Here is a 23,129-nt window from a genome sequence, read left to right on the forward strand (position 1 = left end):
TTTATGTCTAAATACGCAGTTAGTTATTGTAACATTTCTTATTAGTAAGCAGAGATTTGGTAGGTGGTGAGATTTCTGCTGCAATGTATCGAGATATGAATGTCAATACAAACCTAATATGCTTTGACTACTAACTACTTTTTCTAGTAGAGTCAAGTAAACCTCTTGTATTTTACAGCAGGTTTGTTTAGGGTAATAGAGATAATATTTATAGTAAATTGTCATTCGCCGTTTGTGAGGCGGACTTCAATTTGCCCTTAGTAGTACCAATAGCAATTAAGTTTCAACGCAAGTTAGTACAATCGTAATCCCTGTAAATTCCTCGCAAATCAAATTTAGTTACGATCATTTTACCACTTGATTCTGTGCTCGTTAGAATTTGTTCGTCAAACTTTTAATACCCCACCAAGGAGACTGTAGATGTCAACTACTTATAAATCAGCAATCGATTTAGTACGTGAATTAAAGCAAAAACACGGTAACTGGCAGAATATCAGCGAAACTGATGCTGCACGTATGATGGCACAAAACCGCTTCAAAACTGGTTTAGACATTGCAAAGTACACTGCAAAAATCATGCGTCAAGACATGGAAGATTATGACAACGACACATCTCAGTACACGCAGTCTCTAGGTGCATGGCATGGTTTTGTTGCCCAACAAACTATGTATGCTAAGAAAAAATACTTTGGTACTACTGCTAAAACTTACATCTACCTATCAGGTTGGATGGTAGCAGCCTTACGTTCTGAGTTCGGTCCTCTACCTGACCAATCGATGCACGAAAAAACATCAGTACCTAAGCTAATCGCAGAAATCTACACGTTCTTACGTCAAGCTGATGCTAAAGTGCTAAACGACTACTTCCGTGAGCTAAACGCTGCTGAAGAAGCGGGTCAAGATACCACAGCCATCCAAGAAAAAATCGAAAACTTTGATTCACATGTTGTGCCAATCATTGCTGATATCGATGCTGGTTTCGGTAACGAAGAAGCGACTTACCTACTAACTAAGCAAATGATCGAAGCTGGTGCTTGTGCTATCCAAGTTGAGAACCAAGTATCTGACGCTAAGCAATGTGGTCACCAAGCTGGTAAAGTAACTGTACCGCATGAAGATTATATCGCAAAAATCAATGCGATTCGTTATGCATTCTTAGAGCTTGGTGTTGAAGACGGTATCATCGTTGCTCGTACTGACTCTGAAGGCGCATCACTAACGCAAAAAATCCCAGTATCAAATGAGCCAGGCGATCTTGCTTCTCAGTACATCGACTTCATCGAAATGGAAGAAGTGACGCTAGAGAACGCGAAAGAGAACGATAGCTTGCTTAAGCACAACGGCAAACTTGTACGTCCAGTTCGCTTGCCAAACGGTCTATATCAGTTCCGTGAAGATACTAACATCGACCGCGTTGTCCTTGACTGTGTAACCGCTCTAGAAAACGGCGCTGACCTACTATGGATCGAAACACCGACTCCAGACGTAGAACACATTAAAATGATGGTTGATCGCATTAAAGAGCAACAGCCTAAAGCTAAGCTAGTTTATAACAACAGCCCATCATTCAACTGGACGCTTAATTTCCGTAAGCAAGTTATCGCTCAGTGGGAAGAAGAAGGCAAAGACATCTCTGCATACAATAAAGATGACTTGATGAGTGCTGATTATGACGGTACTGAGCTTGATGCAGCAGCTGACGTTGCCGCTAAAAACTTCCAACGTGATGCATCACGTGAAGCTGGTGTATTCCATCACTTAATCACGCTACCTACTTACCACACGACAGCACTTAGCGTTCATGAACTTGCTAAAGGCTACTTCGGTGAAGACGGTATGCTTGCTTATGCAGCTGGCGTACAACGTAAAGAAATTCGTGAAGGCATCGCTTGTGTTAAGCACCAAGCAATGGCGGGTTCTGACCTTGGCGATGATCACAAAGAGATCTTCTCTGGTGACAACGCTCTAAAAGCTGGCGGCGGCAAGAACACAATGAACCAGTTCTAATTACCGACCATCTCTAAGTACAGATTACAAGAAAAGCTGCCCTACATCATGTAGGGTAGCTTTTTTATTGCAACTTAAATAATTGTAGAATGGTAGACTAATAGTTATTAGTCAGAATTATTAGGAGCCATCATGCAGGAAATAGAGCTAAAGTTTTTAGTACCAGAGTCGCGGCTAAAGAGCCTGATGCGTCAAGCCCAAGTCAAGTCCTCACAGATTACGCAACTGGCAGCGCATTATTACGATACACCTGATCAACAGCTTGCACAGGCTGGTATTGGCTTACGTATTCGTAAAGAAGGCGACACCTGGGTACAGACTATCAAAGCTGGTGGCGATGGTATTGCAGCACGTTTAGAGCATAATGCTACATTAGATAATGCACAAGTACAGGCCATGCTGGATAATAATAAGCTAATGCCTGATTTGACGATTTATAAAGACACCTCAATTGCTTCTACTTTGGCCGATTTCAAGCTCAAAAAACTGGCACAAAAACTAACACGCCAATATGTTACTGATGTAAAGCGCACTACCCGTTTGTTAATGGAAGACAGTAAAGATGAGGATAGCAATAGTATTGAGATGGCGTACGATCATGGAGAAGTTATCCATGGTCATGATGATACCCAGCGCGATCCTATTCAAGAGATTGAGTTTGAGCTGGTCTCAGGAGATTTAGACTTTTTATTTACGACTGCTAAAACGTGGTGTAAGCGTTATAAGCTCTGCTTGTCTACCGTCACCAAAGCTGAGCGCGGTGGCCTACTAATCACTGGGCAAAATCATAGTCCAGCGGTTAGTACTGACCTTAGCCAGCTGAATATTAACAAAGACAGCACCATGCCTGCCTTTGTACGCGCAGCAGTGCATAATTGTCTGTTGCAGATATTACCGAATAGTAGTGCTGTCGTGGCTGGCAGCAAAGATGATGAGCATATCTTACAACTATCCATTGGTATTAACCGCCTGCGTGCTGCATTACAAGCATTTGCCGGCTTTTCTGATGAGCTTAACCCTGACTGGCAGCCGATACTAAAACAAACAGCGACCTTACTTGGTAGCTATCGTGAACTCGCCTATCTTGCTTCATATATCGAGCCTAAACTGCAAGAATTTAATGCGCCTGTAGTCGATTGGACTGCAGACCTCGAAGCACTCAAAATTAAGCCTATCGATGTGGTAGCAGCCAATGACTTTCAACTAACTCTACTGGAGCTGATTGCCTTTGTTATGAGTGATCCGCACCTTGAACCGCAAGCTGATAAGTGCGCCAATGATAAACTGGCAAAAATACTATCTAAGCAGCATACAAAGTTTGTGAAAGCCGAGCAAAGCCTAGAAAGTAAAAATGATACCAGCGACAATGGCTCTGATAGTAAGGATTTGGAAAGCGTTGATTCACATAATGTTAATTTAGAAAGCAGTGATAAAGACAAAGCGCAGCATAAATTGTACCGCCAATTAACAGATTTACGCTATATCAATCAGTTTGCCGTGCCATTATTGAATAAGAAAGATGGTAAAAAGAAAGCCAAACGCTGGTTAAAACGTTTGATAAAAGCGCAAAAATCATTGGGTCGATATTGTGAACATCTTCAATATCAACAACGTTATCAGCAAAAGTCAGAAGAAAACTCTAATGCGCTGTATGGTGCGGGCTGGTTTGCTGCAACGCTAAAAAAAGACCTTAGACGCACTGAAAAACACTTGGCTAAAGTGAAAGACAGCTCGATATTTTGGTAAAGGTATTTATAAAAAATAATAAAAATGCAGAATAAAAGAGACAGCTCCATTTATAAGAGCTGTCTCTTTTAACCTTAAATTAATGAATATAACATCGCCAGTTATTTATAAACTTTATTGACCAAACCAGTATTTAGCTAGCTACAATAGTAACCGCTATGCCTTCTTCAACCTTCTCAAACAGCTCAATAATGTCCTCATTACGCATACGTACACAACCATGTGATAGTGGTATACCCATCGGCTCAGTGTCTGGTGTGCCATGAATATAGATATAACGCTGATACGTATCACAGCCGCCTTGACTGTTACTGCCTTTATTAACACCTTCCTCAAGACCACTTAGCCATAAAATACGGCTTAATATCCAATCACGTTCAGGATGTAGCGCGCCAAGCTCAGCACTATATACCTCGCCCGTAGATACTCGTCCAACAAACACAGCATTCATAGGCTCATCCTTACCTATCTTCTTGGAAATGATATGGTTGCCGAGCGGTGTGCAACCACTATCTTGCTGGCTACCAATGCCGTTCTTAGCAGTGGATACTTTATATTGAGCAAGCTCAGTTTGCTGCTGATATGCTGTTAGAGTTTGCTTAGCAATATTGATTACTAGCTGCGTATCGGTGCGGTTGTTATTTATCATAATAAAAGCTTCCGGCTGTCATTCATAACATGATTAATAGCATTATCAGTAAAATGATTATAAATTTCTATTATTAAGGGATTGTATCAAGACATTTGGCACCGTAATATAGGGGCACACTTTTTGATGCTAGCAGATTATGACGACTATTTCACCGACACGTGTGTCGATGTATGACTTTTTATACCAAGATACTCAGCCAATGGTGTCGTTATTAGCTGATGTCGCTCAACTATCGTTACCACAGACACGCCTTGCAGTTGGCTTTGGTTTACAAGCGATTGTAAGTGCTCTACTCGCTTATCAACAGCGTTATCAAGGTCTGTCTGTTAGCAAAAAGCTATTTAATCGTAGTGCAGTAAAAGAGCTACGTCGATACAACTCTATGAACTTTACAACCATCAAGGCAACGTCATATCATCGTCATGATGTCGCCAATGCAATATTTAAAGACAGCACTGATGTGATCAAGGCTAGCGAATACATAGCAAATAAGATTGACGCTAATACCTCTCAGGTCCAAACCTTGCTCACCTGTCTGTGTGTTATCGTTTTACGAGAGCTTGCAATATTAGCGGACTATAGCCAGCTTGATAATGATGAGATTGACAAATGGTTTGCTTTGCAACCACAGTTTTTATCACTTGAACGCTTTGCAGCTATTGAGCCAAAGGTAACTCCTGCAGATAATAAAGAATATACCATATCGACAGAATATACAGAGTTAGAGTTGGATAGCAAAGAGCTTAATGTCTTTGAAAACAGGCAACTATCAAGCGCGCCCCCACCTTTCGACCCTTATTGGTATGAGCTGACCGCATTCAAACCCGATAATTATAAACCGGTACAAGACATGCAGCTGGCAACTGGTCACTATCTAAAAGCCATCGGCCGTTCATCTGATAATTTGCAGCAAGGCGGACATAATGACTTGTTGATATTTGCAGAAATGACGGCCATCACGTTGCCGCATCAACGCTGGCTATTACAGCTGGCCAAAATTTCAGAGATCTACTTGCAGCGCGATCGTTTGCGCATTACCTCTGAACCTGAAAACCCACCAAAACCACCTTTGGTAAGTTTAGGGTTAATCGGCGGTAACAGTGAAAGTACGCCAGCAACTACTAGCGAGATACCAATTGAATACGATACACCAGTCCCTATTTGGAAAAACCCAATTATCCTGATTATTATTTTGGTTATTGGTAGTCTCAGTGCGCTTGCGACCTTAAAATACCAAACGCAGAAATCTAATGGTGCCATACCTGCAACGGCAGAAGTGTTAAAGCAAGACCTCATGGAAGAACGTCAACAGCAGGATGTAGCCATTGTGATGGTAGATGATGGTGAAACTGATATTAAGAAAGCGGCAAAAACTGAATAGAAAAGATCAGCTCTTGAAGTATGTTTATAAAATTTAGTAGCAATAAAAAACAGAGACACTATTGATATAGGTCTCTGTTTTTTATGTAATCTAAAGGCTTACTTGACTACCAATAGTCTATAAATCTTATTTTGATAAGTCACGACCACGGCTGGCTTCAATAGCTAGACGTAGACCATTTAGACGAATGAAACCTTCCGCATCTTTTTGATCATACGCGCCAGCATCATCTTCAAAAGTCGCGATTTTTTCATCGAACAAAGAATCATCTGACTTACGACCAACGACGCTAACAGCACCTTTGTACAACTTCACACGTACCGTACCGTTGACATACTCTTGTGATTTATCAATCAAAGCTTGTAACATCATACGTTCAGGACTAAACCAGTAACCATTGTAGATAGTTTTAGCATAGCGTGGCATTAGCTCATCTTTTAGATGCGCCGCTTCACGATCTAGCGTTAATGACTCAATGCCGCGATGCGCTTTTAACATAATTGTACCAGCTGGTGTCTCGTAGCAACCACGTGACTTCATACCAACGTAACGGTTTTCTACGATATCTAAACGTCCGATACCATGCTTGCCGCCAATTTCATTTAGCTTAATCATAATCTCATATGGCTTGAGTGTCTCGCCGTCAATCGCAACGATATCACCTTTTTCGTATTCTAATTCTAGATATTGCGCTTCATCAGGTGCTTCTTCTGGGCTGACTGACCAACGCCACATATCGTCTTCTGCTTCAGCATATGGATCTTCTAGGATACCGCCCTCATAAGAGATATGCAGTAAGTTAGCATCCATTGAGTAAGGAGATTTGGTCTTATTACCCGCATAATCGATCGCAATATCATGCTCTTTAGCATATTCCATCAAGCTTTCACGGCTAGACAAATCCCACTCACGCCAAGGCGCAATGGTCACAACATCTGGAGACAAGGCAACAGCACCGAGCTCAAAACGTACTTGGTCATTGCCTTTACCGGTCGCACCATGGCTGATAGCGTCAGCATTGTGTTCTTTGGCAATCTCGACCAATCGTTTGGCAATCAGTGGACGGGCGATAGAAGTACCGAGCAGATACTCACCTTCATAAATAGCATTGGCACGGAACATAGGAAATACATAATCGCGGGCAAATTCTTCACGTAAGTCTTCGATATGGATATGTTTGATGCCCATCGCTTCAGCTTTAGCGCGCGCCGGCTCTACCTCTTCACCTTGACCAATGTCAGCAGTAAAAGTAATCACTTCGGCATCATAGGTTTCTTGAAGCCATTTAGCGATGATTGAGGTATCAAGGCCACCTGAATATGCCAATACGATTTTATTGATATTTTTTGGATCAAGCTGAGCCATGAACAACTCCTAATATAAGAATTTAGTTATCGGAAAAGATGCTAAGAATGAATTGAAGTATAAATTGCCTACTCAGTGTACATCATATTCACAATTGGCAAAAGTGTAACTCTCTTACGAGTCATAATTTATCAACAATTCATCTTATATTTGCTAGCGATATTGATGATAATTGTAGTGATAATCATGAAAAAGGTATTCAAAGACTGCGTCGTTATATTTGGTTGCATATTTAGTCAAGCAGTCAAATCTGCTATTATAGTAAAGAGCCAAATATCGATGTAAATAAACATTATGATGGATAAGCATTGTTATAAAATAAATATCCTTATGTTAAGCAAAATATTTAACCATAATTTTTGAATTTGAGACGACGGGTCAAAGAACCTATCTCAACCCATAGCAGCAACTCTGATGTTTTATTTTCATCTATACCCTTTATACACCTTTTTTTAACGATAGCAATTATTACAAAACTTGCGCCTTAGCGTCTTTTACTATCATCTTTTTTCACTATACCTTAAGACATAGAAAACTATGACCCCAATTACTGATTCCATTAAAGAGTTAACTATCCTTCAGCCAGACGATTGGCATATTCACTTGCGTGATGATAAGGCACTTGCCACTACTGTAGCGCATGCGGCGGCAAGCTTTAATCGCGTCATCTGTATGCCAAATCTAGTACCACCAGTTAAAAATACTGATGATGCGCGTGCCTATCGCGCTCGTATCATGCAGCATTTGCACGATAGTAATTTGGATGCTGAGCGCAAAGCTGCTTTTGAACCACGTATGACTTTATATCTAACTGATCAAACTACCGCAAAAGATATTGAAGTAGCTGCCCAATCAGGTATCGTACAAGCGGTCAAACTGTATCCTGCGGGCGCTACAACCAACTCTGCTGATGGTGTCACGGATATTAATGCCTGCGTTGATGTGTTCGAAGCCATGGAAAAGTATAATTTACCACTACTACTACACGGTGAAGTAACGCACGACCATGTCGATATTTTTGATCGTGAAAAGCGCTTTTTAGAAGAGGTACTTGGGCAAATTATTGCTAAATTCCCTACTCTCAAAATTGTGATGGAGCATATTACTACTAGCGACGCGGCTGACTTTGTATTAGCACAAGGTAATCAAGTTGCGGCTACTATTACCCCGCAGCACTTGATGTTCAACCGTAACCACATGCTATTGGGTGGTATCAAGCCCCACTTTTACTGTTTGCCTATCTTAAAACGTAAACAACATCAAGAAGTGCTGCTAAATGTTGCTACTAGTGGCAGTCCAAAATTCTTTTTGGGAACTGATTCAGCACCACATGCAACAGACAAAAAAGAAGCCGCTTGTGGCTGTGCTGGCTGCTACAGCTCATCAATTGCCCTACCCTTATATGCGACCGCATTTGATAGTGTCGGCAAAATTGATAAATTAGAAGGCTTCACTAGCCGTTTTGGTGCACAGTTTTATGGCCTACCAGTTAACGAAACTACCGTTACCCTAACGAATAACCCTATGCAAGTGCCTACAGGTTACCCTTACTTTGATGGGCAAACGCTTACACCACTAATGGCTGGTGAGATGCTACCCTGGTCTATCAAAGCATAAACAGTACACAAATCCTCTCAATGCTATCGAGATGCTGCGAGTGTTCAATGGCTATTGTTTTGATAGCATTGGACATTAACAGCATCTCAATGTATTCGCATCACCGATAGAAGTGACTTAACTTAATATGACAACCCAAAACAAAGCTACCTTGTCTACTGATGACTCATTAAACACTCAAGCCAGCATTGCTTCTGATAGCACTCTAAATATGCAGTCAACTACTGATGTCTGCTCTAGTACCAATACAAATGAGACTGAGCAAGACTCAGCTCCAATGACTATGAAAGAGCGCTTTCGTAAGTTTGTACCCGTCATTGTCGATGTCGAGACAGCAGGATTTAATGCACAGACCGATGCACTATTAGAGATTGCTTGTATTCCAATCTTATTAGACGAGCATGGAGTATTTTACCCAGGAGAAGCACTCAATGCTCATATTGAACCTTTCGAAGGTGCTAATCTAGAGCCAAGATCGCTGGCATTCACTGGTATAGATCCTAATAACCCTATGCGTAAAGCAATTGCAGAAGATGAAAAGACTGCGCTACGTCGGATCTTTAAAGGACTAAAAGAAGTACGCCGTGCTGAAGACTGTCGTCAATGTGTACTAGTCGGTCATAATGCGCATTTTGACTTAGCATTCTTGAATGCCGCAGTAATGCGTACTAATAGCAAAAACCATAACCCGTTCCATCAATTTTCAGTGTTTGATACGGTTACTTTATCAGCGTTGGCCTTTGGTCAAACAGTACTAGCACGTGCTTGTAAAGCTGCTGGGCTTGAGTTTGATGGTAGTCATGCTCACTCAGCACTTTATGATACTCAAAAGACAGCCGAACTATTTTGTCATATTCTAAACCAGTACCCTATGTTGCCCAATGCTTTACATACTGAGCAAACAGAGGTAGAGTTAACTGACAACGACGATGAATAACCAGTAGCATGCAGATATCGATTATGTCTATTCATCATTATGATTAGCCAGATAATTTTATTTTTGGAATAACTTTGCCATCTTGATTTTATAATCAATAAGGACGTAACTGTTAGGATGATGATAAATGACAAGCAAGATAACTGTCACTCGAGGTTTGTATATTATACTGTCTAAATAAAACTGATGGTTCGCTTTCTTTTTATGGATTCCGTCTGTCTCAATATGATGTCCTATAGATGACTTAAGTTACTCATATCCCAACTAGTATATGTAATATGCTAATTAGGGAACTACGGAGGGGCTTTATCATGGATCCACAATTTAAGTTATGGGGTACTATCATTGGTTACATGATACTCGCTTTGACTATCAGCACCTGTACCTCTCTATGGATTCGCCATCATTTAAAGAGTAATGACTTACATCCACGCCGTGCTATCAAAAAAAGATATTTAATTTTAAAAAGACGAAGAAAAAGGCTTGACACAAAGCGCAGACGCCATTAGAATGTGCACCACTTCAGCATAAATGGTGAAAGCAGCTGAAGGTGCAGTACCTAGTCCCCATCGTCTAGAGGCCTAGGACACCGCCCTTTCACGGCGGTAACGGGGGTTCGAATCCCCCTGGGGACGCCACATATTAAAGCGCTATTAGTAATTGTTTTAGCACTTTTGAAACCCGTAAAATCTTATAGATTTTACGGGTTTTTTTATGCCTATCTTTTTCTAGTAATCGCATTATTCCAGACGTAGATAACATAACCAGATATACACAACACAAAAAGCCAGCAGGACGCTGGCTTTTATTATAGAACACTAAGAATCAATACTTTATTAGAATTTGTCAGATAGCATAAACCATAATAATGCCAATATGATTAGCGCACCCAATACAGTTTGAATTAAGAAAAAAGCTTGATGCTGCCCCACAACTTTACCTAATGTTAAACCTAGTGCATTGTACTTAATTGGCTGAGCATCGACTTCACCTGTCTTTTCTTGCTCTTTGTAATAACCTTTCAAAATTTTCAAAAATTGTTTCCACTCATTAGGAGCCCAGTTATAGGGTTTAAAAGGCATAAGTGCCTTGGCTTTAGGATCACTGATCATCCAACGTTCAAGTATGATGGAGCGTAATGACCAACCAGTAAATCCGCGCTCGCTAATCGCACAGAAATCTAAAGTTTGGATATCTTTATGCCTATCATCCATGAGTAATCGATTTTTCAAATTAGTTAATACTTGCTCTGTACCCTCTACACATTGGAAAAAGTATCCATTGCCATAGCAAAGTACACCAGTAATATCATCATCTTTATTATTTTTTATAGAAATTTCAGCAATATCATTTAGTGTGCTAGCGCCAGATAGTCCCGTTGAAGTAATCCGGCTAACATATACAAACTGGTAAAGATCAATCTCTTCTAAATGGTTCATAGTAGTAACGTGCGACAATTAAATGCCCCTTAACATTAGACGAATAAACGCCTATAGACTTTAAAATATAATAAATAAGACAGAAAACAGAATTTTTATGCCTTGTCATATTATTGATATTATAAGTTTTTATTATTAATTGTATTAACTTGGTTACATCATAAGGCAGTTAGGTCAACTAAGCAACTTATTACGTTAATACAACAATAAATTATTGTAACTAAACAATTTTTCATCTTCTATTATATTCGGAAAGGCTGATATTTAAAGGGATTAAGTTGACTAGAACCAAAAATAGGTTGAATAAAGAATTCTGGCAACACAATCTATTGAGAGTTAGTTATGAATAAGAATTAATTATAATAAGAAAGCTAAAAGAACAAAGAACAAATAGGAAGAGTGGTATTAACGAATTCTATTTATAAAAAAGCTTCGTTAATACAATGGTCTAGCTTTGAGCGTTGAGAATAGCGGCTAGCAACGTAGCATCTTCAGGATAGGTAAGTTTGATATTTTGACGACTGCCAGTAACGAGTCGAATAGGCAGCTGTAAGTGTTCGAAAGCACTGGCTTCATCGGTAATAGCTAGTTGATGTTCAGCGACATATGCTAGTACTTTCTGCAGCTGATCTAGTCGAAAGACTTGCGGGGTTTGTGCTTGCCACATATTACTACGGTCGATAGTACGTTTAGTATAAGGATGTGTGCTGCTACTTATTGTATTATCTACGAGCTCAGATTGGGCAGTAGACTGGAGATAGGACTCTTTTAGGGTATCAGCCACAGGTGTGGCTAAAATAGCGCCATAAGGCTCTAGTATCGCCGCTTCAATAACTTGATCGATATCATGACTGGGCACAGCAGGACGCGCAGCATCATGTATCAGCACTAGATCTGAATCCTTAGCACCTGCATTACTGATGGCCTCTACCCCTGCCTGTACTGACTGCCAACGCTCAATTCCACCGACAGCATAATGTATAGGAAGTGCAAAATCTAATGTCTGTGCTGTGCTGTCATCTGCCGCTACAACCAATAAGCACTTATCAATATAAGTACTACACGCAAGCCTTGCCACACTATGCTGTAGCAGCGTCTGATCTTGCAGCTGGGTATATTGCTTGGCTATAGACGCACCAAAACGGCTACCGCGACCAGCAGCGACGATCATGGCATGTATACGAGGTATAGTATTCATAAGGTAGTACTCATGGTTAAAATCCATGACAGTATGGCTAGACAAAAATGAAAACTAGGAGAAGTGAAGACTTTAAGATGTACAACGTCTCTATTATAGGTAAGAGAAGAAGATAAGTCTTTAGAAAATTAATAGCGACTGTGCGTGGTTGGTGCGGTTGATACTTGTACAAAAGTCTCATTTGGCTTAATCAAGCCCAAATCTAAACGAGCATGCTCTTCTACTGCTTCAAGACCGTTTTTCAAATCATGGACATCGGTACGTAACAGGTTGTTTGCCGCCACTTGATTGTCATTCAAGCGCTGTTGATCTTCAATTTGAGTTAACAGTTTGTTGCGCTCAAAGCGACCATTTTCACCTAACCAATACTGATATTGCAGACCCAAAAGTACTGCAACGGCTAGAGCGAGTAATATAAATTGGCTTAAGTATTTCATAAAGTGATAACGCCAAACCATATAGAGATAATAAAATAAACATTAATTAAGCTTGCTAGGCGAAATACAAATAATGATATATCACCTAGCTTTAGCTATAAGTTCAGGTTCTTAACCACGTAGACCAATGAACTCTTCACGACCACGATAGCTTGCACGGACTTGTTGTTCGATACGTAGCAACTGATTATATTTCGCGACGCGATCTGAACGGCATAGTGAGCCAGTTTTGATCTGACCAGCAGCAGTACCAACCGCTAAATCTGCAATAGTACTATCTTCAGTTTCACCTGAACGATGCGAGATAATCGTTGCATAGCCATTTTTCTTGGCAAGGTAAATCGCATCTAACGTTTCTGATAATGTACCAATTTGGTTAAACTTAATCAAAATTGCATTGGCGATATGCTTATCAATACCTTCTTGTAAAATAGCAGGATTGGTCACAAATAAATCATCACCAACCAACTGAACCTTATCACCAATCTGCTCAGTCAAATACTTCCAACCATCCCAATCTGACTCATCAAGACCGTCTTCGATAGAGATAATAGGATATTGACGTGCCAATCCAACTAAATAGTCGGAGAATCCTTGACTATCGAAAGCCTTATTGCCCTCGCCTGCCAAGATGTATTGACCATCTTTATAGAACTCGCTAGCAGCACAGTCTAAAGCCAAATGAATATCTTCACCCGCTTTATAGCCAACTTGCTCAATCGCCTGCATGATAACAGTGATAGCTTCTTCATTGCTACGTAAGTTCGGTGCAAAGCCGCCTTCATCGCCGACTGCTGTATTCAAGCCTTGTGATTTCAAAACAGACTTTAAGCTATGGAAAATCTCCGTACCAGCACGCAACGCTTCTGAGAAGCTGGTGAAACCAACTGGCTCAATCATAAATTCTTGGATATCAACCGTATTATCCGCATGCTCACCACCGTTTAAGATGTTCATCATCGGTACAGGCATTGTCAGCGACGTCTGATTACGTAAGTTGGCAATGTATTGATGTAATGGCAGATTTTGTGACTTAGCAGCAGCTTTGGCAGTCGCCAGTGACACGGCTAGCATCGCATTAGCACCAAGACTGTCTTTGTTTTCTGTACCATCTAACGCAATCATAGCGTCATCGATACCTTGCTGCTCTGTAACATCTTTATCTACCAAAGCACTGCGAATCTGGCTATTAACATTGGCAACGGCTTTTTTAACGCCTTTACCCATATAGCGATCTTTGTCGCCATCACGCAGCTCGAGCGCCTCACGTGAGCCAGTAGAAGCGCCGCTTGGAGCAGCAGCACGTCCGATAGTACCATCGGCTAAAATTACATCGGCTTCAATCGTTGGGTTACCGCGCGAGTCTAAAATCTCACGAGCGCGAATGTCTTTAATTGCGGTGACGTTGTTGGTTTCTTCAGCGTACATAATGTCTGTTAATTCCTTTGGTCATGCCAAGTTTGTGGGATAAATAACGGCAACTAGAATACAAAAAAAGATAAAGCAAAATATCATATAGCACACGTGTCTAAAGTTACTTTAGACATCTATACAGCCAGCTACTTTTTGACATCTTTAAATGTCTAATTGGTGCATCAAATACTTGGCTATAGTGCTTGGCATAATAGCATATATTTCGCCAAACTTCCCTTATCTTACACCAACTTGCGCCCATAAAATCAAACATAAGTAATGATGCTAGCGGTTATAGTCTCGTTTAAGTGCATATAATATCAAAGACGATATGATATTTATATCTTCGCTGAGCTTTGCGTTTCCATATCAGATGGGGATACCGTATTATGTAGCTCCACCTCTGTTTTAAATCGTGTCAATCGTAGCGCATTCATTAATACTGAAATGGAGCTAAGCGCCATAGCGGCGGCGGCAATCATAGGGTTTAAAAAGCCAAAGGCGGCAAGCGGAATACCAAGGCAATTATAGATAAAAGCAAAAAACAAATTTTGCTTGATATTACGCAGTGTTGCTTGAGCAATTTTTTGCGCAGCATCGATATGCATGAGCGACTCGCCCATCAAACGTGCAGAGGCACTATGCTGAGCAACATCAGTACCCTCAAACATGGCAAAGCTAGCATCAGCGGTGGCCATCGCTGGCGCATCGTTGACACCATCACCTGCCATCGCAACTTTATGACCAGCGGTTTGCAATAAGGCAATTTGGCTTGCTTTATCACGAGGGCTCATTTTACCGTAAGCTTGTTCAATACCCAGCTGCCCTGCCACATGATCGACGACGGACTGTTTATCACCACTCATCAAAATGACATTGATACCAGAATCCTGTAGCGCGGTAATGGCTTGCGGCGTATCAGCCTTTAAGTCATCAGCAAGGGCAAAAGCACCAAGCGGCTCATCATTAATACTAATCGCAACGGTACTGGCAATTTGCCATACCTTTGGCATCAGCTTTGGCAACGTCAAGTTAGCAAACTCTGCGGTACCGACTTTTACAAGACCTAAGCCTTCGATATTTGCTTGTATACCAGCGCCTTTGATGACGCTAATATCAGTCACATTCATTAATGGTAAGTTTCGCGCGGTAGCCGCATTGATAAGCGCAGTCGCTAAGGGGTGGCTGGCATGCGCCTCAACGCTCGCGGCAATTTGTAAGACATCATCAATGGCAAGCGACTTATCTACCATCACATTGTCCACGATAGTAGGCTTACCGATGGTTAATGTGCCTGTTTTATCCAAGACAACGGTATCAATATTACCTGCGGCTTCTAGGCTTTGCGCGTCTTTAAACCAAACGCCATGACGCGCAGCGACACCCATACCAGCCATGATAGCGGCTGGTGTGGCCAAACCAAGTGCACACGGACAGGCAATGACTAATACAGACACTGCATGCATCAAGGCGATGTCAATCATACCGGTCAACCACCATGTCAGCCCAAAAGTGACAATAGCAATCGCCACTACGACTGGGACAAATACTGCCGTTACTCTATCGGCAAGGCGTGCTAAATTGGCTTTTGAGCCTTGCGCATCACTGAGCGCCTGCACCATATCACCAAGCTTCGTATCGCTGCCTTTAGCACTGACGCGATATAGTAAGCTGCCGTTTTCGACTAGAGCGCCTGCTAGTAGTCCATCGCCCTCTTCTTTTTTGAGTGGTACTGACTCACCAGTTAAATGACTCTCCACGCACCAACCACTGCCACCGATAACCGTACCATCAGTTGCTACGCGGCTCCCTTGCTTAGCGCGCAAAATATTACCAACCTGCACATCTTGCAGGGCAACATTATGAAAGTCGCCATTCGGCTGCTGCTGCTCGACTTCATCAGGGGTTAATGACAATAATAAATCAATACTGTTAAGGCTATGCTTTTTGGTACGCTCTTCAAGATATTTACCCGTACGAACAAACGCAATGACCATTACCCCTGCTTCAAAATACACCGCAGGACCGCTATCCGCACCGTGACCACCAGCATGACCACTTTGCAAAAGACTACTTAAGGTGCCATCGCCATGAGTGAGCCATAAATAAGTTGAGTATGCCCAAATGGTTACCGTACCGATGACGACCAGCACATCCATATTGGCAAGACCACCTTTGATTGACGCCCAAGCGCTTTTATAAAATGGTAACGCCAGTCCAAATTGTACAATTGTCGCTAAGATAAACTGCATCCAGACCGGTAGCATCCATGACATACCCTGACCGAAAAGCATGCCTGCCATACCAACTAAAAATGGCACCAAGCAAATCCATAACCCAATCAGTCGCCATGGGTATTCAGTCGCCGTATCTTTATCTGTTTTCGCAAACAAGCTATCACCTGCCTGCAAGTTTGCAACGAAACCCGTCTTATTTACCCAATCCGTGACTTGCTCGGGCGTGGTCTGCGTCGGATCGTAATCTACATTGGCGGTCTCGCCAGCGAAGTTTACACTCACCTCATATACCGACGGCTTTTTATTAAGTACCTTCTCGATGCGTGAGGCACAAGCCTGACATGTCATTCCATCAATGGCCAGTTGCAGGTGTGCACGCTCGGGCGCGAGCGTCGTATTAGACTGAATATCAGTCTCAACATCATAGGACTGGTCATTGGCGGTACGGGTAGAATCATTCATAAATAGAACTCGTCATTGCGTTATAGCGTTTATAAATTCGTATGAGCAATAAAAATATCAGTGGATGGGAAATCTAAATGAAACAAGTAGGACATTCTAAAATTAAATATCAGTGTTAATATTAAATGGTTACGACTGCTGTCTATTCAAGTCAGATGCTCTCTGCAAATCAATAACAGCAAGCCAGTTAAGTTACAGAAGCAACCCCATATTCATAACCACTGTTAATTTAAATATCCATCAAAAAACCAGCCATGATAGCTGGTTTTCTTACATAAACGACAATGCTTAAGAGTTAGCGACGGTCGCATCAAATCCAGCTTCGTCGATAGCAGATGCAATAGCTTCTGCACTTGTTTTGCTATCGTCAAAGGTTACTGTCGCTTGATTGTCTGCAAGCTCGATACTGATATCATCTAAACCATCGATATCGGCGGTGGCATTATGGACGCTTGCCACACAGCCACCACAAGTCATGCCATCAATTTTAATAATACGTGTTTGGTCTGCCATGTTAGGTTCCTTATTCTTGTAAATGAGTTTTTATAGATGAATATTTTTATAAGTAAATAAACTGCTTTTATAGTTATTTTCTAAAGACTAATTTTTAAAATAACTGTCTTTTAAAGTTTTATAAAAACAATACTTAATCAGCATAATCCGTATTATCGTTAACAACAAGACTCATTGGTTATTACTTTATTAACAGAACCATAAATTTGTGCCAAAACGATAAGGAACATCTCTTATTCTAGAGCAAAACCTGCAGGCAATAGCTAATCATGATGATGTGGATTTTGCGGTGCATCAATAGGAAACGGCTGGGTAACATAATCGACCATGCTAATCGCGGCAGTTAAGGCGTGAATACTGGTATCGGTATCATCGTAGCTTACGGTAGCAACATCGTTCTCAGGATCAAGCTCGATTGCGGTCACCCCTGTGATATTCTTAAGCGCGGTCATCACGCTCTCTAATCCTTCGGTGTCATCGATATTTTCGATACTGACTTGTGCAATTTGGATGGCCATTATCTTACCCTCTTATCATTTCCTACATTGACTGCATTAATGAGTATCTAATACCTCAAAGCCTTTGACCAAATCATCAATCTGCTTCAACTGACGTAAGAATGGCTCTAGTTGACTCATACGCAATGCACATGGGCCGTCACACTTTGCCGTTTCTGGGCTTGGATGCGCTTCTAAAAACAGCCCTGCTAGTCCTGTTGCCATACCTGCACGGGCAAGCGTCGTTATTTGCTCACGACGTCCACCTGCACTATCACTACGTGCACCCGGCTGCTGTAAGCTATGTGTCACATCAAAGAATACTGGAATATCCATCTGCTTCATGGTATCAAAGCCCAGCATATCAACAACTAGATTATTATAACCAAAGGCACTACCGCGCTCACAAAGGATAAGCTTATCGTTTCCACCTTCGAGGCATTTATTAACGATATGGCGCATCTCGTGCGGGGCTAAAAACTGCGCTTTTTTAATATTGATGATGGCGTCTGTCTTAGCCATCGCATGTACCAAGTCAGTCTGACGCGATAAAAATGCAGGAAGCTGGATAATATCGGCAACCTCAGCGACGGGCGCTGCTTGATATGGTTCGTGCACATCAGTAATGATCGGCACTTGGAACTTCTCTTTAATTTGCCCTAGCCAATCAATACCTTGCTCTAACCCAGGGCCTCGATACGAATGTAGGCTCGAGCGATTGGCTTTATCAAAGCTGGCTTTGAATACATAGCCGATACCCAAACGCTGGCATATCTCGACATACTGCTCAGCAATCTCAAATGCCAACTCTTTTGACTCTAAGACATTCATACCACCGAACAATACAAATGGCTGATCGTTACCGATATTAATGGTGTTATTGTTAGGAGTAGTAAGCTGAATATGTGATTGCGCGGTTAATAAATTATCCATGAAGTCATTGCCCTGTTTATTGTTATTAATGTTGCTATCCCATATTGTAACCGATAGCCCAATTAAAAAAAGTGTGCAAGCGTAATTAGACAAAATCGATAGTCATCAATAAATCATCACGAACGTCATATAGTCGATACTAAATAAAATGGATACATGACATTATGATGCGTGACTGGTACAAACTTTTCTTGCTTGCTGTGCCTACGCAGACAGAGGCTACAAAAAATTTATACCAGTCCCACGGTATATCTTTTATATTGACCTGACTATAGCGTTAAAACCACAGTGCCACAAAAACATGATTAAAAAAAAGACCAATCCGAAGATCAGTCTTTTCTATATCTATCATGCTGTCGTACGATAGCTGTTATTTAGTTTCACTATAATTTTTTGCAGCTTTAACAAAACTATTAAACAGTGGGTGACCACCACGCGGTGAACTGGTAAATTCAGGGTGGAACTGAACCGCGATAAACCATGGATGATCGGCAACCTCAACCGATTCAACCAAATGTTGCTTAGCAGAATAACCTGATATGGTCATGCCCCCTTGCTCTAATGGTTCGATATAACGATTGTTCATCTCATAACGATGGCGATGACGCTCAGTGATATTGCTTGCGCCATAGATCTGGCTCAGCTTGCTACCAGCAACCAGTTCAGCTTGCTGAGCACCTAAACGCATAGTGCCACCAAGATCTGAGTCATCACTACGAATCTGTAGCTCGCCGCGCTCATCTAACCACTCAGTAATCAGACCAATGATAGGCTCAGCGGTCTTGCGATCAAACTCAGAAGAATTGGCATCAATTTTAAGTACATTACGCGCATACTCAATTACAGCTAATTGCATACCAAGGCAAATACCTAGATAAGGTACGTTGTTTTCACGAGCGTAAGTGATGGCTTTTATTTTACCATTGGTACCGCGCTCTCCAAAACCACCTGGTACTAAGATGGCATCAACATTATTTAGCTGCGCCAATAAACTGTCATCATCTTCTAAACGCTCAGCATCGATATAATCAATTTTAACGTCTGCTTTATGCGTGATACCTGCGTGTAGCAACGCCTCGTTGATAGACTTATAGGCATCAGGCAATTCGACATATTTGCCAACCATCGCTACGGTGACAGTTGATTCAGGATTGAGCTGGGCTTCAACCACTTTGTCCCAATCGCTCAAATCTGCTTCAGGTACATCAAGACCAAAGCGCTCGCAGATTAGATCATCAAGATCTTGCTCATGAAGTGTACGCGGTATTTGATAGATGCTTTGCGCATCTTCACACATGATGACCGCACGTTCTTCAACGTTAGTAAATAATGCAATCTTACGGCGGTTATCTTGCGAGATATGATGGTCAGAGCGACAGATTAAAATATCAGGCTGCAAGCCAATAGAACGCAGCTCTTTCACTGAATGCTGAGTCGGTTTGGTTTTGGTTTCGCCCGCACTAGCAATATAAGGTACTAGCGTCAAATGCATCAACATGGCTCTATTGCGACCAAGCTCTACTTGCATCTGGCGTACGGCTTCCATAAAAGGTAGTGACTCGATATCACCGACCGTCCCGCCAATCTCAATAATGGCGATATCATAGCCCACACCACTGGCTAAGATTTTACTCTTAATCTCATCAGTGATATGTGGAATAACCTGTACCGTACCGCCTAGGTATTCACCACGGCGCTCTTTATTCAGGACATTCTGATAGATGCGACCACTGGTGAAGTTGTTACTCTTACTCATCTTTGAATGGCGTAAAAAACGCTCATAATAACCCAAATCTAAATCCGTCTCCGCCCCATCTTCAGTGACGAACACCTCGCCATGCTGGAACGGACTCATCGTACCTGGATCAACGTTAATATACGGATCCATCTTGGTCATCGTTACACTCACGCCGCGCGCTTCGAGTATCGCAGCAAGGGAAGCTGCGGTAATACCTTTCCCTAGTGAGGACACTACCCCACCGGTCACAAATATAAACTTGGTCATAGTACTCTATCGGTAATTGGTAAAAGAGGATTTTACTAAAAATACGCCATAAAATATAGGGCAAAAGCACAAACTCTATTAAATTATTAAGTTTCGGCGATATCGTGCGCTTATAGGCTCTTGGTATATTTAGCTAACCGATACAAAGTTATTTAGATCCTCTTTAATGAGACTTAGCACTGGCTCTGTGCTTAAACACCAATAAACAGACAATTATAAAGACTAGTAATGCTGCTGAAGCTCCAAAACGGCTTAGTGCTAAGCCTCCATGATCAATAGGTTTATCCAAAAAGTCACCTAGTACTGCCCCTAATGGTCTGGTCAGAATAAAGGCCGACCAGAATAATAGCGTTCTAGATATTTTTGTCCAAAAATAAGCGCCAGCGATTACCGCTAACAAGCTTCCAAATATAATGGCGCTAGTGGTATATCCCATGCCTTTACTATCTGCTACCCAATCACCAAGTGCTGTGCCTAGTGTTTGAGAGAACATAATAGTCGTCCAATAAAACACCTCAGCCTTAGGTGACACAATACTATCAACACTGATACTGCCCATAGTTTTTCGCCAAACTATTAAACATAGAACTAACATTATGAATAATAATGACGACCCACCAGCATAGCCAATCCCTAAAGAACGATCAACGAAATCTGCAATTGTGGTCCCAAGAGTAGTGGTCGCGACGATAGTACCCCAATACAACCACTTATTAAACTGTTTTGCTTTGATTTGGGTGGCGACTGCGATAGTAAATATGACGGCAAATATTGCTGTACTTATGATGTACCCTAAGTTCAATGACATAGATAGTGCATCGCCCGCTGTCTCCCCTAAGGTAGTCGCCGCTATTTTTATTATCCAAAATAGTAACGTGACCTCTGGTACTTTTACTAATGCTTGTTTTACAGTAGCCGTGTAATCACCTGACATAGATTTGTTCATTTTTATGCCTCTTTGAGTTACTACTCAGTTTAATTAATAAATTTATTTACTTTACAAACAATACTGATATTAGAAAGCCAACTTATTAAACAATAACCCTAAAGCCGTTAAGAAAGCATTAAGATGCACAAAAAGAGGCCTATCAATTTTGATAGGCCTCTTTTTGTGCATCTTACTTTATAACAAGAAATTTAGAATTTGTATTCTAGACCAGCACCGACCACGAAGACGCTAGCATCACCACGCGCTCTGACAAGAATATCTTTATCACCGTCATCTTGACCAGCAATGAAAAGATCATTTTTTAAGTCTGCAGTGTTATTACCGACATAAGCATGTGCAATTATATTCTTTCTAAAGCTATATTTACCGCCTACGACGATTTGATCTGAATTATTTTCATTAATGCCTCTTAAGTTATCCGTTTTATTGTACTGTGCATATATTGAGGCTGGACGAGCGAGGTTACTTAGACCCATCTCAGCACTTAATATCAATCCTTTTTCAGTTTCATTAGTATCATCAAAATCAGCTTGTTGGTATAGAGCGCCCACTTTTACTGGATAAGCAACATAATTACTTAGATCGACAGTAGCCGTCCCACGGATCATATCGCCGCCCGTATTAGTACTACTGGGATTTTTAGTAGCCAGATCACTCTGATAAGCAACACCAGCCGTAAAGCCATTGCCTGGATTAAATAGTAATGAGGCACCATAGCCGCTGTCACGACTATTATCGTCAGATATAAAGTCTTCATCAGCACCATACTGCAACGCAAGCTCTAATGGTAACTCATTGTATTTAGGCGCTTTCCAGACGATAGAGTTATTAACTCGGTAACCATCAGCTAAGGTTAAAGCATTGGCTAGTGTATTTTTGCTTAAACTACTAGCACCCACATTGTCCCAGTAACCTTCATTGACCGTGACATTATCGATATAATCAACGACTGAGTAGTTACGACCAAAGCGGAATTCGCCAAGGTCTTTATTCTTTAGACCCAGATAAGTATCACGGCTTTTAAAACCGATGTTACTGCTGCCACTATCATCAACCTTGATTCCATACTCTAATTGGTAGATCACATCAGTATTGGCAGTCATGGCTTCAGAACCTTTGAAACCAATACGTGAAGATTTTGATGCGATTTCTACTGAACTGTTGTCTTCATTAATGCTTATACTACTATCGTCCATAGCTTCTCGTTCGAATGAAGCATTGACATAGTTGGCGGTAACAAATGCTTTGCCATAAACAGTCGGTGCCGCTTGAGCTGTAGATACTAATAGCATTGCGACTGATGAGGCTAAAAATAGTTTTTTCAAAAGACATCTCCACTTT

The 23,129-nt window shown here is 41.4% G+C and carries 18 protein-coding genes and 1 tRNA gene; 6 read left to right on the forward strand and 13 right to left on the reverse strand.

The annotated features are described in order from the left end of the window. Positions 1-420: 420 nt before the first annotated feature. Entirely contained in the window at positions 421-2,007 is a 1,587-nt protein-coding gene (locus AK825_RS09920; RefSeq protein ID WP_068036815.1) for an isocitrate lyase, read from the forward strand. A 132-nt stretch (positions 2,008-2,139) separates the two neighbouring features. Beyond that, positions 2,140-3,753, forward strand: a complete 1,614-nt coding sequence (locus AK825_RS09925) for a CYTH and CHAD domain-containing protein (protein WP_068036816.1) — start codon at positions 2,140-2,142, stop codon at positions 3,751-3,753. Between the two features lie 133 nt (positions 3,754-3,886). Here AK825_RS09925 and AK825_RS09930 read toward each other — a convergent pair whose 3' ends face one another. Beyond that, the gene (locus AK825_RS09930) at positions 3,887-4,402 is read right to left on the reverse strand and encodes a L,D-transpeptidase (RefSeq protein ID WP_068036817.1); all 516 of its coding nucleotides are present in this window, start codon (positions 4,400-4,402) and stop codon (positions 3,887-3,889) included. A gap of 139 nt (positions 4,403-4,541) precedes the next feature. On the opposite strand from AK825_RS09930, the gene AK825_RS09935 reads away from it, so the two are divergent. Further along, positions 4,542-5,786, forward strand: a complete 1,245-nt coding sequence (locus AK825_RS09935; RefSeq protein WP_068036826.1) for a hypothetical protein — start codon at positions 4,542-4,544, stop codon at positions 5,784-5,786. 126 nt (positions 5,787-5,912) lie between these two features. Here AK825_RS09935 and AK825_RS09940 read toward each other — a convergent pair whose 3' ends face one another. Next, entirely contained in the window at positions 5,913-7,151 is a 1,239-nt protein-coding gene (locus AK825_RS09940) for an argininosuccinate synthase (RefSeq protein ID WP_068036829.1), read from the reverse strand. Positions 7,152-7,688: 537 nt separating this feature from the next. Here AK825_RS09940 and pyrC point away from each other — a divergent pair. The 3 genes from pyrC to AK825_RS09955 all read left to right on the forward strand — a co-directional run bounded on the left by pyrC (position 7,689) and on the right by AK825_RS09955 (position 10,343). Beyond that, on the forward strand, positions 7,689-8,768 hold the full coding sequence (pyrC, locus tag AK825_RS09945) for a dihydroorotase (RefSeq protein WP_068036832.1): 1,080 nt from the start codon (positions 7,689-7,691) through the stop codon (positions 8,766-8,768). A 277-nt stretch (positions 8,769-9,045) separates the two neighbouring features. Then, on the forward strand, positions 9,046-9,705 hold the full coding sequence (rnt, locus tag AK825_RS09950; protein ID WP_068039308.1) for a ribonuclease T: 660 nt from the start codon (positions 9,046-9,048) through the stop codon (positions 9,703-9,705). 562 nt (positions 9,706-10,267) lie between these two features. Continuing rightward, positions 10,268-10,343, forward strand: a tRNA-Glu gene (locus tag AK825_RS09955). Positions 10,344-10,541: 198 nt separating this feature from the next. Here the strand turns inward: AK825_RS09955 and AK825_RS09960 are convergent. The 11 genes from AK825_RS09960 to AK825_RS10010 all read right to left on the reverse strand — a co-directional run bounded on the left by AK825_RS09960 (position 10,542) and on the right by AK825_RS10010 (position 23,113). Next, positions 10,542-11,144 (reverse strand): BLUF domain-containing protein, encoded by a 603-nt coding sequence (locus AK825_RS09960; protein WP_068036840.1) that lies wholly within the window; start codon positions 11,142-11,144, stop codon positions 10,542-10,544. A gap of 448 nt (positions 11,145-11,592) precedes the next feature. Beyond that, positions 11,593-12,342 carry a 2-C-methyl-D-erythritol 4-phosphate cytidylyltransferase gene (gene ispD, locus AK825_RS09965; protein WP_227514051.1) on the reverse strand — a complete coding sequence of 250 codons (750 nt, stop codon included), beginning with the start codon at positions 12,340-12,342 and terminating at the stop codon, positions 11,593-11,595. A 128-nt stretch (positions 12,343-12,470) separates the two neighbouring features. Beyond that, a complete protein-coding gene (locus tag AK825_RS09970; protein ID WP_068036846.1) occupies positions 12,471-12,779 on the reverse strand; it encodes a septum formation initiator family protein in 309 nt (102 codons plus the stop codon). Between the two features lie 111 nt (positions 12,780-12,890). Continuing rightward, the gene (gene eno, locus AK825_RS09975) at positions 12,891-14,207 is read right to left on the reverse strand and encodes a phosphopyruvate hydratase (protein WP_068036849.1); all 1,317 of its coding nucleotides are present in this window, start codon (positions 14,205-14,207) and stop codon (positions 12,891-12,893) included. A 323-nt stretch (positions 14,208-14,530) separates the two neighbouring features. Then, positions 14,531-16,891, reverse strand: coding sequence for a cation-translocating P-type ATPase (locus AK825_RS09980; RefSeq protein ID WP_068036852.1), 2,361 nt, complete (start codon positions 16,889-16,891; stop codon positions 14,531-14,533). Between the two features lie 288 nt (positions 16,892-17,179). Continuing rightward, positions 17,180-17,404 carry a cation transporter gene (locus tag AK825_RS09985; RefSeq protein WP_068036854.1) on the reverse strand — a complete coding sequence of 75 codons (225 nt, stop codon included), beginning with the start codon at positions 17,402-17,404 and terminating at the stop codon, positions 17,180-17,182. Positions 17,405-17,667: 263 nt separating this feature from the next. Beyond that, entirely contained in the window at positions 17,668-17,922 is a 255-nt protein-coding gene (locus tag AK825_RS09990; protein ID WP_068036857.1) for a heavy-metal-associated domain-containing protein, read from the reverse strand. Between the two features lie 36 nt (positions 17,923-17,958). Further along, complete coding sequence (kdsA, locus tag AK825_RS09995; RefSeq protein ID WP_068036864.1) at positions 17,959-18,834, reverse strand: 3-deoxy-8-phosphooctulonate synthase; 876 nt, start codon at positions 18,832-18,834, stop codon at positions 17,959-17,961. Between the two features lie 370 nt (positions 18,835-19,204). Beyond that, positions 19,205-20,839, reverse strand: a complete 1,635-nt coding sequence (locus AK825_RS10000; protein WP_068036867.1) for a CTP synthase — start codon at positions 20,837-20,839, stop codon at positions 19,205-19,207. Positions 20,840-21,002: 163 nt separating this feature from the next. Then, the gene (locus AK825_RS10005) at positions 21,003-21,785 is read right to left on the reverse strand and encodes a hypothetical protein (protein ID WP_149038758.1); all 783 of its coding nucleotides are present in this window, start codon (positions 21,783-21,785) and stop codon (positions 21,003-21,005) included. A gap of 191 nt (positions 21,786-21,976) precedes the next feature. Continuing rightward, entirely contained in the window at positions 21,977-23,113 is a 1,137-nt protein-coding gene (locus AK825_RS10010; RefSeq protein WP_068036869.1) for a porin, read from the reverse strand. Positions 23,114-23,129 lie beyond the last annotated feature (16 nt).

This window comes from Psychrobacter sp. P11G5 (assembly GCF_001593305.1).
GTDB lineage: Bacteria > Pseudomonadota > Gammaproteobacteria > Pseudomonadales > Moraxellaceae > Psychrobacter.